The 23,044-nt window shown below is 29.4% G+C and carries 21 protein-coding genes; 17 read left to right on the forward strand and 4 right to left on the reverse strand.

Features of this window, described 5'->3' with window-relative positions:
* Positions 1–45: 45 nt before the first annotated feature.
* Both L8U04_RS02050 and L8U04_RS02055 read left to right on the forward strand, forming a co-directional pair.
* Complete coding sequence (locus tag L8U04_RS02050; RefSeq protein ID WP_263709296.1) at positions 46–2,073, forward strand: capsular polysaccharide biosynthesis protein; 2,028 nt, start codon at positions 46–48, stop codon at positions 2,071–2,073.
* On the forward strand, positions 2,070–3,248 hold the full coding sequence (locus L8U04_RS02055) for a capsule biosynthesis protein (protein ID WP_263709297.1): 1,179 nt from the start codon (positions 2,070–2,072) through the stop codon (positions 3,246–3,248). Before L8U04_RS02050 ends, L8U04_RS02055 begins: the two co-directional genes overlap by 4 nt.
* Here the strand turns inward: L8U04_RS02055 and L8U04_RS02060 are convergent.
* Positions 3,245–4,753 (reverse strand): SGNH/GDSL hydrolase family protein, encoded by a 1,509-nt coding sequence (locus L8U04_RS02060; RefSeq protein WP_263709298.1) that lies wholly within the window; start codon positions 4,751–4,753, stop codon positions 3,245–3,247. The genes L8U04_RS02055 and L8U04_RS02060 overlap by 4 nt on opposite strands.
* Before the next feature lie 164 nt (positions 4,754–4,917).
* Between L8U04_RS02060 and L8U04_RS02065 the strand changes: the two genes are divergently transcribed.
* The 3 genes from L8U04_RS02065 to L8U04_RS02075 are packed head-to-tail and all read left to right on the forward strand — an operon-like array spanning position 4,918 to position 7,781.
* A complete protein-coding gene (locus L8U04_RS02065) occupies positions 4,918–6,048 on the forward strand; it encodes a DUF829 domain-containing protein (protein WP_263709299.1) in 1,131 nt (376 codons plus the stop codon).
* A 9-nt stretch (positions 6,049–6,057) separates the two neighbouring features.
* Positions 6,058–7,431 carry a cytochrome P450 gene (locus tag L8U04_RS02070; RefSeq protein WP_263659465.1) on the forward strand — a complete coding sequence of 458 codons (1,374 nt, stop codon included), beginning with the start codon at positions 6,058–6,060 and terminating at the stop codon, positions 7,429–7,431.
* Entirely contained in the window at positions 7,428–7,781 is a 354-nt protein-coding gene (locus tag L8U04_RS02075; RefSeq protein WP_039627957.1) for a membrane protein, read from the forward strand. Before L8U04_RS02070 ends, L8U04_RS02075 begins: the two co-directional genes overlap by 4 nt.
* On the opposite strand, the gene nusA is transcribed toward L8U04_RS02075, so the two are convergent.
* Positions 7,778–8,869 carry a transcription termination factor NusA gene (gene nusA / locus L8U04_RS02080; protein ID WP_220566265.1) on the reverse strand — a complete coding sequence of 364 codons (1,092 nt, stop codon included), beginning with the start codon at positions 8,867–8,869 and terminating at the stop codon, positions 7,778–7,780. The two genes, L8U04_RS02075 and nusA, sit on opposite strands and share 4 nt — an antisense overlap.
* Before the next feature lie 123 nt (positions 8,870–8,992).
* Here nusA and L8U04_RS02085 point away from each other — a divergent pair, with 123 nt between their 5' ends.
* From L8U04_RS02085 to L8U04_RS02110, 6 genes are read left to right on the forward strand one after another with little or no spacing between them, the layout of a single operon-like run.
* The gene (locus L8U04_RS02085) at positions 8,993–9,235 is read left to right on the forward strand and encodes an HP0268 family nuclease (RefSeq protein WP_070255886.1); all 243 of its coding nucleotides are present in this window, start codon (positions 8,993–8,995) and stop codon (positions 9,233–9,235) included.
* Entirely contained in the window at positions 9,232–10,530 is a 1,299-nt protein-coding gene (gene miaB / locus L8U04_RS02090; protein ID WP_220566266.1) for a tRNA (N6-isopentenyl adenosine(37)-C2)-methylthiotransferase MiaB, read from the forward strand. The genes L8U04_RS02085 and miaB overlap by 4 nt, the downstream gene beginning before the upstream one ends.
* Positions 10,514–11,137, forward strand: coding sequence for a lysophospholipid acyltransferase family protein (locus L8U04_RS02095; RefSeq protein WP_220566267.1), 624 nt, complete (start codon positions 10,514–10,516; stop codon positions 11,135–11,137). The genes miaB and L8U04_RS02095 overlap by 17 nt, the downstream gene beginning before the upstream one ends.
* A 5-nt stretch (positions 11,138–11,142) precedes the next feature.
* Complete coding sequence (locus L8U04_RS02100) at positions 11,143–12,108, forward strand: hypothetical protein (protein ID WP_133319440.1); 966 nt, start codon at positions 11,143–11,145, stop codon at positions 12,106–12,108.
* Positions 12,105–12,659, forward strand: coding sequence for a hypothetical protein (locus L8U04_RS02105; protein ID WP_220566268.1), 555 nt, complete (start codon positions 12,105–12,107; stop codon positions 12,657–12,659). Before L8U04_RS02100 ends, L8U04_RS02105 begins: the two co-directional genes overlap by 4 nt.
* Positions 12,643–13,182 (forward strand): hypothetical protein, encoded by a 540-nt coding sequence (locus L8U04_RS02110; protein ID WP_070255897.1) that lies wholly within the window; start codon positions 12,643–12,645, stop codon positions 13,180–13,182. Before L8U04_RS02105 ends, L8U04_RS02110 begins: the two co-directional genes overlap by 17 nt.
* On the opposite strand, the gene L8U04_RS02115 is transcribed toward L8U04_RS02110, so the two are convergent.
* Positions 13,169–13,966 carry a membrane lipoprotein lipid attachment site-containing protein gene (locus L8U04_RS02115; protein WP_263659466.1) on the reverse strand — a complete coding sequence of 266 codons (798 nt, stop codon included), beginning with the start codon at positions 13,964–13,966 and terminating at the stop codon, positions 13,169–13,171. The two genes, L8U04_RS02110 and L8U04_RS02115, sit on opposite strands and share 14 nt — an antisense overlap.
* Before the next feature lie 72 nt (positions 13,967–14,038).
* On the opposite strand from L8U04_RS02115, the gene lgt reads away from it, so the two are divergent.
* The 6 genes from lgt to L8U04_RS02145 all read left to right on the forward strand — a co-directional run bounded on the left by lgt (position 14,039) and on the right by L8U04_RS02145 (position 22,414).
* On the forward strand, positions 14,039–14,854 hold the full coding sequence (lgt, locus tag L8U04_RS02120) for a prolipoprotein diacylglyceryl transferase (protein ID WP_263659467.1): 816 nt from the start codon (positions 14,039–14,041) through the stop codon (positions 14,852–14,854).
* Between the two features lie 77 nt (positions 14,855–14,931).
* On the forward strand, positions 14,932–15,711 hold the full coding sequence (locus tag L8U04_RS02125) for a fumarate reductase cytochrome b subunit (protein WP_070255907.1): 780 nt from the start codon (positions 14,932–14,934) through the stop codon (positions 15,709–15,711).
* Complete coding sequence (locus L8U04_RS02130; RefSeq protein WP_220566271.1) at positions 15,695–17,686, forward strand: fumarate reductase flavoprotein subunit; 1,992 nt, start codon at positions 15,695–15,697, stop codon at positions 17,684–17,686. The genes L8U04_RS02125 and L8U04_RS02130 overlap by 17 nt, the downstream gene beginning before the upstream one ends.
* Positions 17,679–18,404: a fumarate reductase iron-sulfur subunit gene (locus tag L8U04_RS02135; protein WP_012661078.1), complete on the forward strand. Its 726-nt coding sequence runs from the start codon at positions 17,679–17,681 to the stop codon at positions 18,402–18,404. The genes L8U04_RS02130 and L8U04_RS02135 overlap by 8 nt, the downstream gene beginning before the upstream one ends.
* Positions 18,382–20,607: a dynamin family protein gene (locus L8U04_RS02140; RefSeq protein ID WP_263709300.1), complete on the forward strand. Its 2,226-nt coding sequence runs from the start codon at positions 18,382–18,384 to the stop codon at positions 20,605–20,607. Before L8U04_RS02135 ends, L8U04_RS02140 begins: the two co-directional genes overlap by 23 nt.
* Complete coding sequence (locus L8U04_RS02145; RefSeq protein WP_263709301.1) at positions 20,597–22,414, forward strand: dynamin family protein; 1,818 nt, start codon at positions 20,597–20,599, stop codon at positions 22,412–22,414. Before L8U04_RS02140 ends, L8U04_RS02145 begins: the two co-directional genes overlap by 11 nt.
* Here the strand turns inward: L8U04_RS02145 and L8U04_RS02150 are convergent.
* Positions 22,404–22,988 carry an NAD(P)H-dependent oxidoreductase gene (locus L8U04_RS02150; protein ID WP_220566274.1) on the reverse strand — a complete coding sequence of 195 codons (585 nt, stop codon included), beginning with the start codon at positions 22,986–22,988 and terminating at the stop codon, positions 22,404–22,406. The two genes, L8U04_RS02145 and L8U04_RS02150, sit on opposite strands and share 11 nt — an antisense overlap.
* Positions 22,989–23,044: the final 56 nt, after the last annotated feature.

The raw sequence follows: 23,044 nt of genomic DNA on the forward strand, positions 1-23,044 counted from the left end.
AGGAAATTTAAATGAAAAAGTTAATATGATTGTAAAACAGTTATTATGAGATTCTATACCACATCTAAAAGATTAAAAGAAAATGTAAAAAATTTTTGCAAAATAACTTTATATAGTGCCTATAAAAACATCACAAAGGAAGATGTTTTTGTAGGTTGGGGTAGAAAAAAATCCGGTTTAAAAGCTATAGAACTAGCTAAAAAACATAATGCAAAATTTCTACTTTTAGAAGATGGTTTTTTGCGCTCATTGAATTTGGGTGTAGAAAATAGTCCAAGTTTTTCTATCGTCAAAGATGATATGGGAATTTACTATGATGCAACTGCACCATCTAAACTTGAAAATATTTTAAACACTTATGAGTTTAGCACCGAAGAACTAGAGCAAGCAAAAAAAGTTATAGAGCTTATAAAAAAAGAAAAACTTAGCAAGTATAATAATAATCTTTGCGTACCAAAAGAGCTTTTCGGTGGTAGCGAGGAACGTGTACTAATCATCACACAAGTAGCAAATGATACTTCTCTTAAATTTGGTTTAGCTGATAGTTTTTTAACTCAAGATATCATAAATGAAGCCATCATAGAAAATCCAAATGCTAAAATATACATTAAAATTCATCCCGATGTATTAAGTGGTAAAAAACAAAGTGATTTTAACGCACAAGATTTACTAAGTAAATGTGTAGTTATAAAAGAAAATTATAACCCTATGGAGTTATTAAGTTATTTTAAAAAAGTTTATACGAAAACTTCTGGAATGGGCTTTGAAGCTTTGATGTTGGGATGTGAATGTGTGTGTTATGGCGTGCCATTTTATGCAGGTTGGGGTTTAACTCAAGATAAGCAAGCGTGTAAAAGAAGGCTTAAAAAAAGAACTTTAGAAGAGGTTTTTTATGCTACTTATATTTTATATAGTGAGTATTTTAATCCTTACTTAAATCAAAAAAGTGATATTTTTGACACTATTCATACTTTAGCAAAGTACAAAAAGATAGAACAAGCTAATTCAAATACTTTGTATTTTTTGGGTTTTACTTTGTGGAAGCGTTGGTTTATGAAGCCATTTTTTAAAGCTAAGAATAATAAAATCATTTTTTTAAACTCATTAGATGAACTTTACAAAGCGAATTTAAATCTTGAAGATAAAATTTTCATTTGGGGTAAAAAATATGATAAATTTTTATTAGATAAAGATTTTAATAATGAAATTTTCTTAGTAGAAGATGGCTTTTTACGCTCAGTTTTTTTAGGTTCAGATCTCACACGTCCTTTTTCTTTGATAATAGATAGCAAAGGCCTATATGTTGATCCAAGTAAGTCAAGTGATTTAGAAGATATTTTGCAAAATCACATTTTTGATGAGAGTTTAAAACAAAGAGCTAAAAAGCTCATCATTACCATTACGCAAAATAAATTTTCAAAGTATAATGGCTTAAAACATGAAAAGCTAAATTTTAACACCAATAAAAAAATCATCTTAATCCCTGCTCAAGTAGAAGATGATGCTTCTATGATCTTAGGTGGTGCAGGTTATGATACCTTAAAACTTTTACAAAGTGTAAGAAAGGCCAATGAAAATGCCTTTATAATTTTTAAACCTCACCCTGATGTTTTAAGCGGTAACCGCAAAGGTTTAAAAGATAAAAGCATTATTTTAAAATACTGTGATGAGATTATAGAAAATATCAGCATAGATAGTGCTATAAATGCTTGTGATGAAGTGCATACTATAACCTCTACAAGTGGTTTTGACGCTCTTTTGCGTGGCAAAAAAGTAGTGGTGTATGGTAAGCCTTTTTATGCAGGTTGGGGTTTGACAAGCGATTTACATGAAATTCCAAGACGCACAAGAATGCTTAGTTTAGAAGAGTTAGTTGCGGGGGTTTTGATCCTTTATCCAAGATACATCCATCCAAAAAATAAAAATTTATGTGAAGTTGAGCTTGCATTAGATATAATGTTAAAAATGCAAAAAGATTATTTTTCTAAATTTTATTTGCGTTGGTTTATGGATATAAGAATTTATATATTAAGAAAAATAAGAAGATTAGTAGAATTTATTTTGATTAGATGAATTTAAGTAAGAAATTAAAAAAATTTTCTGGTAAAAATGTTTTATTACTCCAAGGACCTGTGGGAGGTTTTTTTCGTAAAATTGCTACAAAAATTCCAAAAGCTAAGGTTTATAAAGTAAATTTTAATGGTGGAGATTTTTTCTTTTATCCTTTTAAAAGCATTAATTACACTAAAAGTTTAGCTGATCTTGAAGACTTTTATAAAAAGCTTTTTGAAGAAAAACAAATTCAAGTTATCTTGATGTATAATGATTGTAGAAAAGTGCATGAGATAGCCATTAATGTTGCTAAGCAAATGGGTATTGAAGTATGGATTTTTGAAGAAGGTTATATAAGACCAAATTTTATTACTTTTGAAAAAGATGGAGTGAATGCAAACTCCACTTTACCAAGAGAAAAAGAATTTTATCTAAGTCAGAAAAAATTTGATAAAGATTTTAAATTTAAAACTTTCTCAAGTACTTTTAGAAATATGGCCTTTGCTTCGTTTTTATATTGGCTTTTTGCTTTTTTATTTTCTTGGTATTTTAATAATTCTTTACACCATAGAAGTTTAAAATTATTTGACTTTTTACCTTGGCTTTGCTCGGTATATAGAAAAAACAAATACAAAATCACAGAAAAAAGTTTAAATGAAAAAATTCTTTCTCTAAAACAAAAATATTTTTTAGCTATTTTGCAAGTGCATAATGACACTCAACTATCTCATCATTATAAAAAAACTACAGAAAAATTTATAGAAGAGGTGATCATCTCTTTTGCTAATCATGCCAAAGCAAAGTCTTATCTAGTTTTTAAGCATCATCCTATGGATCGTGGCTATAGGGACTATACTAAACTTATAGAAGATTTGAGCTTAAAATACAATGTCGAGGGTAGAATTTTATATGTGCACGATTTGCATTTACCTACACTTTTAATCAATACAAGAGGTACTATAGTCATAAATAGTACAGTAGGACTTTCTGCTTTATATCACAATAGTCCTTTAAAGGTTATGGGTAAAGCTTTTTATGATATTGAAGGTTTGACTTATCAAAAAAGCTTGCATACTTTTTGGAAAGAATGTAGAGCATATAAACCTGATGTGGTTTTGCATGCTAAATTTAGAAATTATGTGATATATAAAACCCAAGTCAATGGAAATTTTTTCAAAAATACTAGTTTAGATTAAATTTTCTTTTTGTAGTTTTTTGCAATCTTTTTTAGTTTAAAAGGTAAACTTAAATAGCCTATTTTAAAAGGAGTTCTTGAAGCTTGTAAAAGTGCATTACCTAAAAGATAAGGCAAGTGTGTTTTGGCTATTTGAGCGTGTTTATAGTCAGCATAAGCTTTTAGTGGTGGTAGGTTTTTTTGATCTTTTTGATTTTTAAAATGATCTTTTTTGACTTTTCTTAGTTCAAAGGGTATTTTAAAATACCCTAGATAACTTTTGCTATTTTTCATGATAGCTTCTCCAAGCTTATAGCTTAATCTTTCTTTTATCCTTAAACTAGCTCCATAAAGTTTATTGTTTTGGTGGATAAATATCTCATATTCATTTTTTAAGCCTTTGTGATTTAAAAAACGCAAAAGATTATGATTTTGACTTTGTAAAAATGTTTGCATATCAAGTTTTTTTAGTTCATGGTATTCTAGCACTAATTCTTTGTAAAATGCTATAGGTGGTATCAAAAGCTCATAAGCATTTGTAAGTTGAATTTTACATTCAATTTTTTTATCATCATCTTTTTCTAAAAGTAAAATTCCTATTAAGTCCACATAATCAAGTCTTGGTGTTTTTTCATTTGCTATGCTTAAGCCCGAACTTTCCTCACTTTGCTTGATAATTTGTGTATTAACATACAAAAAGGTTTGCTCATCACAAATTGCTTTTTCATTTTGTATATCTTGAAAAGTATTGATAAGTCCAAAATTTTTTACTAATTTAAAAGATGAGTTTTCAATGCTTATAGATGATATAGCATGGGTTAATGAACTGGCGTGATTCCAAGTGTGTATGCCTAAGATTTGATAATTTTTGAACTCTTTTGGAAAAATGATTTTTTCATTAGCTTTAATCTTTGTAGTTTTTTCGCAAAAAAATGAGTTTTTATGCTCTATTTTAGTTGAATTTGAGGGCGTAAAGATATGAAATTTTCTTTTTGAGCAAATGATATTTTCTTTAGATTTTTTAAAGCTGTGTAAATTTTTAATGATGTTTTTACCAAGCTCTTGCATAGCTAGTGGCATAGGGTGGAATTTATAGTTTTGATCAAAATCATAAAGATTATTTTTTTGGTAGTAAAGATCTACATCGATTAGATTAAAACCATAATGAGCACAATTTTTCCTATGAGCTTCATTGATAGCTTTTGATTTATCATTACAAGCTGGTATGGGGAGTATAAGCACTATAGTAATTTTGTTTGCTTTGTAAAGTTCTTCATAAAAATAATCAATATTTCTAAGTATAATATTTAAACTCATAGGGCTTAAATAATCATTGATATTTGATTCACTGATGAGAAAATTACTTTTATTTATAGTATTTTCATGGCGTATTAACTCATAAAGATTTTGCAAAGAAGTACTAAGCCCTAAAGCGTAATTATGTAATGTAATGTCTTTATTTTCAAGACCTATCCTAAGACCATTTTTAACTACACTATTACTACCACCTAGTAAGATTACATCCATAAGTTCTTTCTTGATTTTTTTAATTTTTATTTATTTTATAAAATATTTTTTAATGAATAATTTCAGAGTAAAAACCCCTCATTTTATCTTTAAATAGGTATTTGACAAAGATAACAACTTTAGCTATATTTTTAAATTCAGTATTAAATTTATTTAGGATGTTGATGAAAAAAATATGCCAAAAAAGAGATGTTTTTTATATAGCTGGTTATGATCCTAGAGGATATAGGCATTATTATGCTGTGTTTAAAAAAAATTTAGCTGAGCAGAATATACTTTTAAATTATGATTATACTTTATCAAAAGCTCAAGTTAATATTTATCCTTTTTGGCAAATTCAAACTCCATACACAAACACTACTTATACTTTTTTAGGTTGGAATGATATAGTCAAAAAAAACTGGTCAGAGGGTATAAAAGATGCTTTGAGTGATTGCTATAGTTTTTTTAGAATTTATACTATTACAGGACTTTTTTTAAAATTTGGTAAAGAATCCCCACATCAACTTATCACAGGTTATTATCCATTTTTTTATGTGCTTTTGAGTTTGATTTTTACTTTATTTTGTGCTTTTGGAAGCTTATTTTATTTGCAAAATTTTCATATTGTTTTGGGAATTTTAGCCTTTATTTTATCATTAGTGTTTTTACCAAAAATGCTTTATAAATTAGGCAAGAAATTAGCTGTTTTTTGGATAGCTAGAATTTGTTCTTTTTGTGCAAATTGGGAGAAAAATTCTCAAGGTGAACTTGAGTTAAGAATGGATGATTTTGCTAGAGTTATTTTTGAAAAACTAAAAGAAAATGCAAATGATAAAAACTATGAGTTCATCTTAAGCGCACATAGCGTAGGAACTGTGCTTTGCATAAATGTTTTAGCAAAAGTGCTTAGAAAATGTGAAAAAGAAAATGTTTCTTTTGAAAATTTAAAAGTTTTAACTTTGGGTGAGTGTATACCTTTGGTAAGCTATCAAAAAAAATCTTTTGAGTTTAGAAAAGACTTAGAGTATTTGGGAAGTAAGAATTTAGTATGGTATGATTTTACTTCTATTATTGATGGGGCTTGTTTTGCACAAGTTGATTTTATACGCACAAGCGGAGTGAAAACACAATTTAGTCCAAAATACCTTTCGGCTAAATTTCATACCTTATATAAAAACAAAGATTATAAAAAAATCAAAAAAGACAAATATAAAGCACATTTTTTATATTTATTTGCCACACAAATTCAAGGAGTATATAACTTTTTTGAATTTATTATAGGTAAAAATAAATTAGAAGAAAAAATCAAATAGGAGGAAAACATGGGTCAGTGTCCTTTTCATCCAAAGCCTTATAAAAATAAAGCTTCTACATTAACTACTTTTTTACTAAAAAGAAGATCTTGGCTTGATGGGCTTTATGAGCGAAGCTATAAAATGATGATGGGTAGAGTAAAAATGCCTGGATTTGATCTATATGTAGTAAATGATCCAAAAGAAGTTAGACGCATTATGGTAGATGAGGTTAGAGAATATCCAAAAAGCCAACTTTTACATGAGCTTTTAGAACCACTTTTGGGTATAAGTATTTTTACAACTAATGATAGAGTATGGGAAAAGCAAAGAGAACTTTTAAGACCTTCTTTTGAAATGACAAGGATTTCTAAGGTTTTTAATTTGATGAGTGAAGCAGCTTCTGATATGATGGCAAGATTTGCAAAGTATGAAGATAAAGCGATTGTAGAAGTAGATGAAGCTATGACTTTTGTGACTGCAGATGTGATTTTTAGAACTATTATGTCATCAAAACTTGATGAGCAAAAAGGTAAACTTGTTTTAGATGCTTTTGTAACTGTGCAAGAAGAAACAGTTAAAACAGCTATGCGAAGAATGTTTCGCTTTCCAACTTGGCTTTCAAATCTTTTGGGCGAGAAAAAAAGACTTAAAGCAGGTGGAGTTATACGCAAGGTTTTATCAGATATTATAAAGCCAAGATATGATAATGCCCTAAATGATCAAGGAAAATATGAAGATATTTTATCATCATTGCTTATGGTGGTAGATGCAGATACTAGTGAGAGATTTTCTTTTAATGAAATTTTAGACCAAGTTGCCATGCTTTTCTTAGCAGGCCATGAAACCACTGCAAGCTCGCTAACTTGGACGCTATATATTTTAAGTATTTCTCCAAATGAGCAACAAAAAGCTTATGAAGAAATCATGCAAGTTGCGGGTGATGAGGAGTTTAAGATAGAGCACATTAGAGCGATGAAATATCTTACAAATGTGTTTAAAGAAAGTTTAAGACTTTATCCACCAGTTGGCTTTTTCGCTAGAGAAGCAAGAAATGATAACAAAATGAGAGATAAGCTCATCAAAAAAGGCTCAGGTGTAGTGGTAGCTCCATGGCTTATTCATAGACATGATAGTTTTTGGGAAAATCCACATGAGTTTGATCCAAGTCGCCATGAAGATAAAAGCAAGATTAAAAAAGACACTTATATGCCTTTTGGTATGGGAGAGCGTGTGTGTATAGGGCAGGGTTTTGCTATGCAAGAGGCTGTTTTGATTTTAGCTAATATTTTAAGGACTTATAAGTTAGAATTAGAAGAAAATTTTGTACCTGATATAGTAGGAAGACTTACTATAAGATCGGCAAATGGTATGAATATAAGATTTATAAAAAGGCAAAAATGAAAGAAAAATTAGCAGGAACTATACTACTTTGCGCTATCGTTCCTTTAGCGGTGATTAGTTATCTTTTTATTGTTATAGTGGGTACTTTTGGTAATCCTGCTAGGGTTAGACAAGGTGTGAGAGCGCTTGATCATTTTGTCAATGCTACTTTGTTTAATGGTTATGCTTGGGAGTCTTTATCGTCTCATGCTTGGAGAGAGCGTGATAAAAGATGGGCTAAAATAGTTATTAAAATCACAGATTTTTTTGATAAAAATCACTGCCAAAAGGCAAATAAAAGAGAGCAACCTATAGTGGATTTAGTTTTAGAAAGAAAGCTTACCGAACAAACTGTCGGTAAGCAGCTTTAGTTTTCTCCAAATAAAGCTTTAAGGTTTTTAAACGCTTCTTCTTGGTTGTTAGTTTTATCTTCATTATTTACTTCATTAAGTTCTATCTCATATCCAAGAAGCATGCTAGCTAGGCGTATATTGATACCACTTTTTCCTATGGCTTTGCTTTTTTGTTCGCTATTTAGCGTTACAATAGCCTTTTTATCTTCAATACTAACTGAGTTTATAATGGCTGGAGCTAAGCTTCTTGTGATTAAAATTGCCATTTCATTAGAATACTCAATGCAGTCAATATTTTCATTTTTTAATTCTTTGCTTACAGCATTGATTCTAACTCCTTTTATACCCACAGTTGCTCCTACTGCATCAACACTCGGGCTATTAGCTTGCAAGATGATTTTTGCTCTCTCGCCTGGAATTCTTGCACTTGCATAAATATTTATAAGACCATCTTTGATTTCAGGAACTTCAGCTTTTAATAAAGCTTCTAAAAATTTAGGGCTAGTTCTACTAAGCTCCATTCTCATACCCGATTTATCAATATATACATGTCTAATAACAGCTTTAATCACATCGCCTACTTTAAATTTTTCACCTTTGATACGATTTTTTCTAGGCAAATATGCACGAAACTCATCAATTTCTACATAGGTATTTTCTTCACTATCTACTCTTACTACGCTACCAAAAACCATATGTCCTACCATTTTTTGGTATTTTTCATAGATTTTTTCTTCTAAGAGTTTTTGAATGTTATATTCTAATTCTTTATGTAAGATATTTACAGCAGTACGGCCTAAATTTTCCAAAGAACATTCATAAGTTAGCTCATCGCCAATTTCTACATCTTTAGCTTCAGCCCTTGCTTTACTTAAAGCGATAAAATGCTCATTTTTATTTTCTAATCTTTCATCATTATCAGCTACTACGATGATTTTTTGATAAAGTTGCAAATTTTTACCTGAATCAACAAAAAATTCATATTTATCGCCATAAATTTTCTTAGCAGTATTAATAAGTGCTTTTTTAACTCTTTCTCTTACATCTTCTATTTGTAAATTTTTCTCATTAGCAATGGATTCAATTATATCTGTGATTTTTTCCATAATGACAATACAACCTTAATTTTGGATTTTAAAAGTTTGAAGAATAAAATTATATCTTTAATAAGTTTAATTAAAAGTAAAATTTGCTATAATTTCAGATTAAAAAAACTTGAGGATGATGATATGGACTTAAAAATAGCAAGAACCTCTGTTGATGAAAAGCCAAAAAGTATAAGTTTAGAAAGTATTGAAAAGGCTGTAGATAAAGAAGGTCAAAAATTTTTCTATTTTGATAAAGATAATGCCCATAAGCAATTAATCGCTTTAGTAGAGCATTTTGAAAAAAAGGGAAAATGTGTTTATCATAGAACAATCAAATATGGTTTAGATGATGCAGATTTTATGTATGAGGTACATATTCTTTGAGTAAAAAACTTTTTATACAAACTTTAGGTTGTGCTATGAATGTGCGTGATTCAGAGCATATGATAGCTGAACTTAAAGAAAAAGAAAATTATGAATTAACTCAAGATGCAAAAGAAGCAGATTTGATTTTAATCAATACTTGCTCGGTGCGTGAAAAGCCTGTACATAAGCTTTTTTCAGAAGTTGGAAGTTTTGAAAAAATCAAAAAAAATGGAGCTAAAATAGGAGTTTGTGGTTGCACTGCTTCACATTTGGGAGATGAGATTTTTAAGCGTGCTCCTAGTGTGGATTTTGTTTTGGGTGCTAGAAATGTTTCCAAAATCACAAAGGCCGTAAATACTCCAAAATTTTTAGGTAATGATATAGATTTTGATGAGAGTAATTATGCTTTTGCAGATTTTAGAAATAGCCTTTATAAGACCTATATTAATATCTCCATAGGTTGTGATAAGCATTGTACTTATTGTATAGTGCCTCACACAAGAGGAGATGAGATTTCTATACCTTTTGAGATTATTAAAAATGAAGCATTGAAAGCTGTTTCTAAGGGTGCTAAAGAGATTTTTTTACTAGGACAAAATGTTAACAATTATGGCAAAAGATTTTCTAATGCTCATGAAAAGATTAATTTTTCAGATCTTTTGGAAAAGCTAAGCGAAATTGAAGGTTTGGAGCGTATCCGCTTTACAAGCCCACATCCATTGCATATGGATGATAGATTTTTAGAGGTTTTTTCTAAAAATCCTAAAGTTTGTAAGTCTATGCATATGCCTTTGCAAAGTGGTTCAAGTGAAATTTTAAAGGCTATGAAACGCGGTTATACTAAAGAGTGGTATTTAGATAGAGCATTGAAACTTCGTTCTATGTGTAAAGATGTGAGTATTTCTACTGATGTGATTGTGGCTTTTCCAGGTGAGAGTGATAAAGACTTTGAAGATACCATGGATGTACTTGAAAAAGTGCGATTTGAGCAAATGTTTTCTTTTAAATACTCTAAAAGACCGCTAACTAAAGCTGCAACTATGCCAAATCAAATTCCTGATGATATAGCTTCAAAACGCTTGAGTGTTTTGCAAGCAAGACATACAGAAATTTTAGATGAAATTGTTGTAAAACAAAAAGATAAAGAATTTGAAGTTTTATTTGAAGAATTAAGAAGTGAAGGTTTTGTAGCAGGTAGAAGTGATAATAATTTTTTGATTCAAGTTAAAGGCAGTGAAGAGTTATTAGGACAAATGAAAAAAGTAAAAATCACCAATCCTAGGCGTATGGTGTTAAATGGCGAAATCCTTTAAGATTAATCTTTTAGCTTTTGGAATTTTTTTATTACAATGGCTAATTTTTTTAACTTGTAGAAAGGTTTATTTAGGGCAAAAGCTTCCAAAAAGATCATGTGTGATACTTTTTTGGCATGGGCGTCTTGCTCTAATGCCTTTTGCTTATCGTAAAATGGGTATTAAAGGAAAAAAAGCTTATGTGATGATTTCACACCATAAAGATGGGGAGATCATTGCTAGAAATATTGCTTTTTTTGGTTTGGATACTTTAAGAGGTAGCACAAGCAAAGGTGCTTTGGCTTTATTGAAACAATCTTTTAAAATTTTAGATCAAGGCGATGATGTGATTATCACTCCAGATGGGCCAAGAGGACCTTATCATAGTGTTTCAGATGGTTCTGTGATGATAGCTTTAAAAAAAAATGCTCCACTTTTTTTGCTAAATTATGAAGCAAGTTCTTTTTGGGAATTTAAAAGTTGGGATAAAATGATCTTACCTAAGCCTTTTTCTAAGATTACTTATAGATTAAGTGAAGAAATCAAAATACAAAATTTGAATTTAGAAGAAGCTAAAGTATTGATAAAAGAAAAATTTGATATGATAAATCAAATAGATAAAGGATAAACACCATGTTATCTTTTTTTAGAAAGTATATTTTACAGCTTTTAATTTGTATTTGTTATGATGAAAAACAATACATTATAAGATGTCATACTTGGAAAAAATCTCAACCAGTTGATACTTTTGAAAAAAGTTTTGAAGATAAAGAAAAAGCAATAGAATATGTTAAAAATTTAAGTAAAGACTTTCAAATTTATTATATTTGTACTTTTTTTACACCTATTGCTCAAGGTGTAGTGCCAAGTTCAAATTTTAAAGAGCTTTCTAATTTTGGAGTAGAAGCAAATAATGTTAAATGTATTCCTTTTAATAATGCTTTGTTGTATGTTTCCAATCAATCTTTGAGTTCTTATAAAGAAGATTATGAGGCTTTTGGTGGTTTAGATTTGCTTTACTCGCCTTTTTCTTTGCTTTATCATTGTATAGCAAATAGAGGTTTTGAAGAAAAAATAGGCCTTTATGTGTATAGATATCATGATTTTGTTGCGATGTTAATTTGTAAAAATGAGATTATATTATTTGGAAGTTATTTTAATATAGCTAGTCAAAATTATGACGAAGTTGATTTTTTTGATGACATTAAAGAAGAATTTGATTTGCAAATTGATGATGAAAGCCAAGAAGAAGAAAATGAACAAAATTATGATTTAAAAAGTTTAGAAGAGATGAGTAAAGAACTTGATAAGCTTGAAGATTTAGATGAGAATGAAGAACAGCTTCCTATGGAATCTTTAGAAAATTTTAGTTCAGATATGAAAATGATAGAATACATCATTTCAAGTGTAAAAGAATTTTATCATAATCCTTTGTATGATAATAGTTTTTTAGAAGAAATTGTAATTTTTGATGAGGAAAGTTTTAGTGCAACCTCGCTAGATTATTTAGAAAATGAGCTTTTTATAAAGCCAAAAGTAGAGCTTATAGATACTTTAAATTTGATGAATGAGCTTGTAGTTAAGGATTTGAAGCTATGAGATATAGTTTAATAAAGCCGAAGATAAAACCAGTTTTTAATCTTTTTACTAGAATTTGGATTTATTTTACTAGTATTAGTGTGTCTTTGATTTTTGTGGTGTTTATTGTTGTTGTTTTTAAAAGCTACTACGCATCTGTGCAACTTGATGATAAGAAAAAAGAATTGGCTCAAATCATAGCTCAAATTAATTCCAATAAACTTAAATATCAAGAATTAGTAAGACAAAATAATAAAGCAGAAATGATTTTAGGGGATTTAGAACAAGAACGAGAGAATGGTAAAAATAAAGTTTTATTAAAAAGTATTCAAAACCTTTTTACTTTAGTGCCTAAAAATATATCTTTAGATGAGGTTTTAATGGAAGATAGGTCGCTTATTTTAAGAGGTATTACACCTACTAAAGAAATGTTTGCTTTGTTGTTAGAAGCCCCATTAAGAAGTATTTTTTCAAATTCTCAAACAAGCTATTATCAATTAGAAAATGGGTGGTATCGCTTTGTTAGTGTAAATATTACTATACCAGAGGAAATGTATGAACAAAAAAGATAAGAGCTTAGAAGAAGCTGATATATTAAAGATATTGATTTACTCTTTTTCATTTGTTGCACTTTGTGCAATATTGATTTTATTCTTAATTGTACCCTTTTTGAAGGATTATAAAATCGAACATTCCAGATTAGCCGCTCAACAAATTCAAAACACCAAAGCATTAAATGAATTACAAGCTTTGGAAAAGGTTATTAGAGATTTTCAAAGTACAAACGCGCAAAATTTAGCTCAAATCAATGCGGAATTTTCTCAAAAAGAATTAATGGATTTTATGAAAAATTATTTTGATGATGTTAAAATAAATCTTATTCCTATTAAAAAAAGACAAGAATATTTAAAATATCAATTTGGAGTTAGCGTAAAGATGAAAAATCCACAAGCTTTTTATTCTTTTTTAAATGATTTACAAAGATATAAAAATTTAATAGAAATAAGTACGCCTGTTGAATTTAAATCAGAAGAAAAACACATTGATCTTAAATTTAGAATCAAAGTGTTTCATGCTTTAGCTATTCAAAAATAATTACTTCATTATTTTGATAAGGAGAGATTTTTTCTTCCTTTTTACTATCTTGTTTTATATCTTGAGCTTCTAAATTTTCTTGTACTTTTGATTCTTCCTTAATTTCTTTTATATTGGTTTTTAAACTAGAAGTGATTTCTTTGTAAAAAGCAATAAAAACTTTATCAATTTCCAAAGCACTAGCTGCAAGACTTTCATTTACTTGGGTTGGGACAGCACTATAAACTTGTCTAAAACTTTCTATACTTGCTTGACCTTTTATAGGATAGTTTAAAATAATAGGATCATTTAATTTTGCAGAGCTTGTTGTGCTTTGGAAAGTATCTTCTTGATGCAAATTATTTAAATGACTTTGAGCTTCTAAAATAATCATAAAAGAAGATTCTACACTATCGCCTCCAAGACTTGAATTTCTTGTAACTTTATCCTCATATAAGTTAGCACTGATGGTAATATTAAAAACATAATCAGGATTTTCATTATCTATAGTATATCCTTTACTTTCTAATAGTGCTTTACTATCTTTAAATAGCTGTTTTTTTAGTAATTCTAGGCTTTTATTGATTCTTTGATTTAGGGTGGATTGTTCAAAATAAGAACTATAAAAAGTATTTTTAATAATTTCTATTTCATTGATTTTAACTTTTGGGCTATTTTCTTTTGTATTGTTATGTTCTTCAAAAGAACTTTTAAAACTTGGCATAGAAATATAATAAGTTTTTTGATTACCAGTGCAAGCACTTAAAAATAAAATTATGCTAAAAAATAATAATATTTTTTTCATTTTCTCTCCTTGTTATTTTTATAATTATACAATTTTTTGCTATATTATGTGTTTTATTATAAAGGCTTTTTTATGGAATTTTGGCAAAATATTTATGCAAATTTTGATGTAGTGGCTTTTGAAATTTTTGGTTTAAAAGTGCATTGGTATGGTATTATGTATGTATTAGCCTTACTTGTTGCTTTAATGGTTGCAAAATACTATGCTATTAAAGACAATATGGGAATTTCAAAAGCTATGCTTGATAGTTATTTTATATGGGTGGAAATTGGTGTAATTTTAGGTGCAAGATTGGGTTATATTTTAATTTATGATGCAAATACTTTATGGTATCTTACGCATCCTTGGCAAATTTTTAATCCTTTTTATAATGGAGAATTTGTAGGAATTAGAGGTATGAGTTACCATGGTGCTGTTATAGGATTTTTAATAGCAACTTATGCTTTTTGTAAAAAAAATAAACAAAATTTATGGAAATATTTAGATTTGGTTGCTATTAGTGTGCCATGTGGTTATATTTTTGGGCGTATTGGAAATTTTTTAAATCAAGAGCTATTTGGTAGAACTACGGATGTACCTTGGGGTATTTATGTAGATGGGGTATTGCGTCATCCTTCGCAACTTTATGAAGCATTTTTAGAAGGTTTTATAGTTTTTATCATTTTATTATTGATAAAAAAATATAAAAAATACAATGGAGAGCTTATTGCTTATTATACAATTTTTTATGCTTTAGCACGTTTTGTTTGTGAGTTTTATAGAGAGCCTGACTTTGGTATAGGCTTTGTTGTTTTTGGTATGAGTATGGGTCAAATTTTAAGTATTATAATGTTTTTATTAGGACTAATTTTATCTTTTTATTTAAGAAATATTAAAAAAAATTTATAAATTTTTATTTTTTTTAAGAATAAAAGTTCTATAATTGCTCCGATATTATAAATTATCAACTTTTTAAAGGAGTAAATATGAGCCAACTCATTGAAGGTTTTTTAGGCAAGAGTGTTGATGGCAAAAAAAGTAAAATGCCAGCAAAACTTGACTATATTCAAAGTGCAACAGGCTTGATTTTAGGCTTGTTTATGTGGGCACATATGTTTTTCGTTTCTACCATTTTGGTTAGTGATGATTTTTTTGATTCAGTAGTTCACTTTTTGGAACTAAAATTTATCATTGATAGCCCTATGATGAGCTACATCACTTCTTTTTTAGCCGCCTGTGTTTTAGTGATTTTCTTTGTGCATGCAGGTCTTGCAATGAGAAAATTTCCTATCAATTTTAGACAATATCAACTTTGTAGAACACATTTAAAATATATGAATCATGGTGATTCTTCTTTATGGTGGGTTCAAGCTGCAACTGGTTTTGTAATGTTTTTCCTAGGTTCAGCGCATTTGATTTTTGTTATAACTAATGCAGATAAAATCAGTGCTGATATGTCAGGCGATAGAGTGGTAAGTCATTTTATGTGGTTATTTTATATTGCCTTATTAATCTGTGTTGAGTTGCATGGAAGTATTGGTTTATATAGATTATGTGTAAAATGGGGTTGGTTTGAAGGTAAAGATGCAAAAGAAAGTCGTAAAAAACTTAAAAAAGCAAAATGGTTTATTAGTATTTTCTTCTTAGTTTTAGGTGTGTTAAGCTTAGCTGCTTTTGCAAAAATAGGTCTTAATAATTACCAAAACAACTCTGTAGCGCAAATAGTAAAAACTTATGATGGAGCTAAATATGAACATACAATATAGTGATGCTTTAGTTATTGGTGGTGGTCTTGCAGGTTTAAGAGCTGCTATTGAAGTTGCAAAAAGTGGTCAGAGTGTAACTTTATTAAGTATTTGTCCGGTTAAAAGATCTCACTCAGCTGCTGTGCAAGGTGGTATGCAAGCAAGTTTAGGAAATAGTGTAAAAGGCGAAGGTGATAATGAAGATGTGCATTTTGCTGACACAGTAAAAGGATCTGACTGGGGCTGTGATCAAGAAGTAGCTAGAATGTTTGCACAAACTGCTCCAAAAGCGGTTCGTGAGCTTGCTGCTTGGGGTGTGCCTTGGACTAGAGTTACAAAAGGACCTAGAACTGTTGTTATAAACGCTCAAAAAACTACTATCGAAGAAAAAGAAGAAGCACATGGTCTTATAAATGCAAGAGACTTTGGTGGTACTAAAAAATGGAGAACTTGTTATATAGCTGATGCAACAGGGCATTGTATGTTATATGGTGTGGCAAATGAAGCGATTAAACATCAAGTTAAAATCATCGATAGAATGGAAGCAGTAAGATTAATTCATGATGGTAAAAAATGTTTAGGAGCTATTGCTAGAGATTTAACTAATGGAGAATTAATTGCTTATGTTGCTAGAGGAACTATGATTGCAACAGGTGGTTATGGTAGAATTTATAAACAAACTACAAATGCTGTTATTTGTGAAGGTACAGGAGCTGCTATTGCACTTGAAACTGGACTTTGTAGACTTTCAAATATGGAAGCAGTGCAATTTCATCCAACTCCAATCGTGCCAAGCGGTATCTTACTAACTGAAGGTTGTAGAGGTGATGGTGGTATCTTAAGAGATGTTGATGGTTACCGCTTTATGCCTGATTATGAACCTGAGAAAAAAGAACTTGCAAGTAGGGATGTTGTAAGTCGTAGAATGATGGAGCATATTAGAAAAGGAAAAGGAGTAAAAAGCCCTTATGGAGATCATTTATGGCTTGATATTTCTATCCTTGGTCGTGCTCATGTTGAAAAAAATCTTCGTGATGTTCAAGATATTTGTAAAACATTTAATGGTATTGATCCTGCTGATGAGGGTCCAAAAGGCTGGGCGCCAGTTTTACCTATGCAACATTACTCAATGGGTGGTATTAGAACAAAACCAACCGGTGAAAGTCAATGGCTGAATGGTCTTTTTGCATGTGGTGAAGCAGCTTGTTGGGACATGCACGGATTTAACCGCTTGGGTGGAAATTCATGTTCAGAAACTGTTGTTGCAGGTATGATCGTGGGAGATTATTTTGCACAATATTGTAAAGAAAATGGTTCAGAAATTGATACAAATATCGTTAAATCTTTCCTTTCTAAAGAGTATGATTACTTAAAATCTCTTGTTAGCAAAGAAGGAAAACATGATGTATTTGAAATCAAAAACAGAATGAAAGATATTATGTGGGAAAAAGTAGCTATCTTTAGAACAGGTCAAGGTCTTGAAGAAGCGGTTAAAGAACTTGAAGAGTTATATCATAAATCACTTGATCTAAAAGTGCATGATAAAGAATTAAAATGTGCAAATCCAGAGCTTGAAGAAGCTTACAGGGTTCCAAGAATGCTAAAAATTGCTTTATGTGTTGCTTATGGTGCGCTTTTAAGAACAGAAAGCCGTGGGGCTCATTATAGAGAAGATTATCCAAAAAGAGATGACTTAAATTGGATGAAAAGAACAAATACTTACTGGGTAGAAGGTGAAAGTATGCCTAGAGTTGAGTATGAAGATCTTGACATTATGAAAATGGAAATCCCACCTGCATTTAGAGGTTATGGTGCTAAAGGAAATATCATTGAAAACCCATTAAGTGAAAAACGCCAAGCTGAAGTTGATGCGATCCGTGAAAAAATGGAAGCAGAAGGCAAAGGTAGATATGAAATTCAACATGCTTTAATGCCTTATGAATTACAAGCTAAATTTAAAGCGCCAAATCAAAGAATAGGAGTTGATTATGAGTAGAAAATTAACAATAAGAGCATTTAAATATAATCCATTAAGTAAAATTTCTAAGCCTCATTTTGTTACTTATGAGCTTGAAGAAACTCCATTTATGACGATTTTTGTGTGCTTAACTCAAATCAGAGAAAAAATGGATGCGGATTTGAGTTTTGACTTTGTATGTAGAGCAGGGATTTGCGGAAGCTGTGCTATGATGATTAATGGTAAGCCAAAACTTGCTTGTAAAACATTGACAAAAGATTATCCAGATGGCGTTATAGAGCTTATGCCTTTACCTGCTTTTAGACATATCAAAGATTTGAGTGTTAATACAGGTGAGTGGTTTGATGGTATGTGTAAACGCGTTGAAAGCTGGGTACATAATGAAAAAGAAACAGATATTTCTAAACTTGAAGAGCGCATTGAACCAGAAGTTGCTGATGAGACTTTTGAACTTGATCGTTGTATAGAGTGTGGAATTTGTGTTGCTTCTTGTGCGACTAAGTTAATGAGACCTGACTTTATCGCAGCTACTGGGCTTTTAAGAACAGCTAGATATTTACAAGATCCACATGATCACAGAACCATAGAAGATTTTTATGAATTAGTGGGTGATGATGATGGTGTGTTTGGATGTATGTCTTTACTTGCATGTGAAGATAATTGTCCAAAAGAACTACCTTTACAAAGCAAAATCGCTTATATGAGAAGACAGCTTGTCGCTCAAAGAAACAAATAATCCTAGCCCCCAAGAAAAGGGGGTTCTTAAAACCTTACTAAAACAAATTTGGCAAAATCATAGCGTTTATCTTGATACAAATACACTTTTTGATGAAAGTTTAATTGATGCTCAAAAAGCAGCAATTATTTTAAGTACTAATCTTGATAATTATGAAAGATTTAGCGCTTTAAATGAATTTAAAAATTTGATGAAAAGTTTAAATTTACGCTTAGATCTTTATGGTATACAGTATGCACAGGTTTGTTTTGTTAATGCTTTAAATTTGGGAATTTTAGACAAAAACGAGCTTTTAAAAGCCTTGGAAAAACTTCAAAAAATCACCGATAATACTTTAATATGTGCTTTTGTATCTAGGCAAAAAGTTATTCAAAAAGATTACAAGCAAGAAGTTAAAAACTCACATCAAACACTAGATCTCATTAATCAAAACTTACAAGAGCTTTGCGAGGATGAAAAAGCTCAAAAACTCTTACAAGAAGCTTTGGTTAAATTTGGTAATATTGATTTTTCTATCGCAGTAACGGGTGTGGTAAATGCAGGTAAATCAAGTATGCTAAATGCACTTTTAAAAAAAGATTTTTTAGGTGTATCTAATGTGCCTGAAACTGCAAATTTGAGTGTTTTAAAATACGGCAAAGACCAAAAAGCTAAGATATATTTTTGGAATGATGAAGAATGGCAAGATATTTTAAAAAGCTCTAAAGATAATCAAGATATGCAAGAGCTTATAAAACAATTAGAGCAAAATTTTAATCTAAATGAATATATTGAAAAAGAAAATAAAAATATAGAAATAAAAATTGAAGAATTAAAAAATTATACTAGTGCAAAAAACAAAATCTCAGCACTTATTAAAAAAATAGAGCTTTTTTCATCGCTTGATTTTTTAAAAGATAATGTTTGTATAGTTGATACTCCAGGACTTGATGATGTTATTATCCAAAGAGAGCTTTTAACAAAAGCGTATATAAGCAAGGCTGACTTTTTAATCCACCTTATGAATGCTTCTCAAAGTCTTAGTCAAAAAGATTGTGATTTTATTATAGAATGTTTGCTAACTTCAAGGGTAAGTAAGCTTTTAATTGTGCTTACTAAGGCTGACTTGCTTAATCAAAAAGACTTGCAAGAAGTAATTAACTATACTAAAAATAAACTCAAAGAAAATTTAGCACAAAAGCAGCTTAGCCAAGAATTATTAGATAATTTAGATTTTGTGTGTATTTCTTCAAAATTAGCTAATGATTTTTATCAAAAAAAAGGTGGAAATTTAGAACAAAGTAATATTTTAACGCTAGAAGAACTTATAGCTAAAAGCTTATATGATAAAAACAAAATTGCTCTAAGTGCTTATAAAAAAGAATTATTATTACATTTAGAAAAAATAGAAGAAAAAATTAAATTTTCTAATAAAATGCTAAATTATGAAAACTTTGAGCTTGATAAGCAAAATCAAGCTATTGTTAATGATTTTAAAGCAAAAAAAGAAAAATTAATGCAAGTAAAAGCAGAACTAAGTGCTATTTTTAACACAAAAGATGAAAATACTCAAGAAATTTTAACACTTTTGCATTTACTAGCTAAGAAATTAAAAGAAAAACTTATAGATGAGCTAAAATATAATCAAAATAATAAAATCAAAAACAACACTCAAAGACTAAATATTATCATTGATACGACTTTAAAAGATGGAATTTTTGATCTTTTAAGAGAGCTAAAACAGCAAAGTGAGTATAAAATTAATGAGCTTAAAAACACTCTAAGTGTGAAATATGATTTTTTAAAAGCTATTTTAGAGCAAAATTGTGATGATTTTAAAAGTAAGGTTGAAACAAAAATAGAAAGCATTTTTACCAATGATCTTTTTATGACATTAAAAGCAGGACTTTTAAAAAATTTAGAATCCACGCAAGATATTTATAAACTAGAAAGCTCTTTAGAAAATCAAATTTTAGAAAAATTACAAACATTTAATATAGAAAAAATCGCCCTAGATTTAAAAAATAATCAAGAATTTTTTACTAATTTAGAATTTAGTTTAAATTTATACGAAAAAGAGCAAGAAGAACAAATCAAAGACTTAAAAGACTTGATTTTACAAATAGAACAAAACGAGCAAAACTCCAAAGAACTTTTAGAAAAAAATAATACAAAATTACAAAGTTTAAAGACTTTAAAAACGGAGCTTTTAAATGCAAAATGATTTGATTAATGATTTTTTAAAAGCTTATGAAAATGCTTATTGTAAAAGCTTTGATGATAGTTTTGAAGGAAAAATCTTAGCAATCAAAAATGCATTTTTAGAACCAAGCTTGCATTTAAATGATGTGTTTTTAAAAGATCTTGAAATGATTATAGCTAGCTATAAAAGAGCCATTAATGTGGCTATCATAGGGCAATTTTCCAGCGGTAAATCCACGCTTTTAAATTTGATTTTACAAAAAGAATGCCTGCCAACAGGTGTGGTGCCAGTGACTTTTAAGCCCACTTTTTTACGCTATGCTAAGGAATATTTTTTAAGAGTTGAATATGAAGATGGTAGCGATGAGATTGTTGATATAGATGAGCTTTCTAAATTTAGCGATCAAAGAAATGAGCTAAAAGAAACTAAAAGTCTGCACCTTTTTGCACCTATTGAGCTTTTAAAAGATATCACACTTATAGATACCCCGGGTTTAAATGCAAACACCACCGATACGCTAACTACTTTTAAAGAGCTTTCTTTTATGCATAGTGCTATTTGGCTTAGTTTGATTGATAATGCAGGTAAAAAAAGTGAAGAAGATGCCATAAAGGCAAATGCTAAGCTTTTAGAGCGTGGTGGAATTTGCGTGCTTAATCAAAAAGACAAGTTAAGTCAAGATGAGCTAGAAAATGTTTTAAATTACGCTCATTTAGTTTTTGATAAGTATTTTGAAAAAATCATCGCAATTTCATGCAAAGAAGCAAAATTTGATTTGCAAAAGTCAAATTTACCTTTGCTTTATGAGTATTTAAAAGAACTTGATTATGAGTGCATTAAAAAAGATTTTATTAAAGAAAAACTTAGTAATTTATGCGAGCTTTTGTCAAATCAATATGATTTGTTTCAAAATGCGCTAGAGCAATTAGAGCTTAAATTTAATACTATTTTGCAAACTTTCAAAGTAAGTAAGCTAGAGCAAAAAATCAAAATTTTAAATCATAATTGTTTAGATAAATTAAAACTTGTTGGAGAAAAAATTGCTCAAGAAATTTTAAAATTTATCAAAGAAAAAGATAGTAGTTATTATAAAGAAGCTAAGGGTTTATTTAAGAAAAATCTTTATGAAAAAGTTGCTTATAAAGCACCATATCTTTCAAGTGATGATGCGTTTTTGGCTATGTTTTATAACTCTGAAGCAATGAATAAGGAATTTAAAAGATTAAAAAATGAAATCGCTTTAGAATTTAGTCAAATTAAAGATGATTTTTCCTTATTTTTTACTCATTTAGAAGAGCAAATTTTGCTTTTTAAGGCTCAATTTTCAAATTTACAAAAAGAAAATGCCTTAGAAAGTGAAAAAGAATTTGCTAGTTTTAGAAGCTTTGCTAGTGCTAGTGAAGAACTTTTTTTAAAAGATTTTAAACAATTATTGTTTAAAAGCCAACTTGAACTTGATCTATTTTTAGAAAAACTTAATCTAAAGGCTTTGGCAAATTATGAAAGTGCTACTAAGCTTACTTTGGGATTTTTTAGCACTAAAATGAATGCAAGTAAAGAATTTTACGAGCTTGATAGTACCGAGTTTAGCTTGTATCATCCAAAAGCAAGTGAAGTACATCAAAGAGTATTAACTGAGCTTAATGTATATGAATTTGAAGATTTACTTTTAAATAAGCCTGTAGTTTTAAAAATTTATAAAAATTATATGCAAAGTTTTGTTGATTTTATTGAGACTAAAAGACAGATTATTTTGAATTTAAAAAGTGAATTTGAGGCTAAAAAATCAATGATTTCTAGCATCAAATCCCAAATTTCTAAGCTTTAAAAATTTTTTCTAAGTGCGCTTTATAATTTGTGAAATATTCTTGTACTTGAGGATTTTTGATTACATCATTTGCTATGAAAGTAGGCAAAGCACTCATTCCTAAAAACTCATGTGCTTTGTGAAAGTGTAAATACACTCCATCAACTCCGGCTCCATTAAAGAATTCATTCTCATCATCAAAAGCTTGCATTGGAGCATTCCAAGTTAGCGAAAGCATGTATTTTTTATTTTTTAAAAGCCCACCTGTGCCATAATTCTTAGTAGGTTCATTATGACTTCTACCATCGTTTTTATAAAATACTCCATGTCCTGCTGTGAAAACATCGTCAATGTATTTTTTCACTATCCAAGGCTCTCCCATCCACCAACCAGGCATTTGCCAAATCAAAACATCAGCATTTAGAATTTTTTCTACCTCATCGTTTGTGTTATAGCCTTGATCTATGTGTGTTTGTTGAGTTTGTAAATCAAGCTCTTGTAAAGTCTTAAGTGCAAGCTCATGCAAGCTTGTGTTTAGTCTTCCTTTGGAGTGTCCAAATTCTTTTGCACCATTTAATAACAATGCTTTTTGCATATTTTATCCTTTTATGTTTTTAAAATTATAATTTAACTATAATTTTATTTCAATAC

The organism is Campylobacter sp. IFREMER_LSEM_CL908, assembly GCF_025771545.1.
GTDB lineage: Bacteria > Campylobacterota > Campylobacteria > Campylobacterales > Campylobacteraceae > Campylobacter_D > Campylobacter_D lari_D.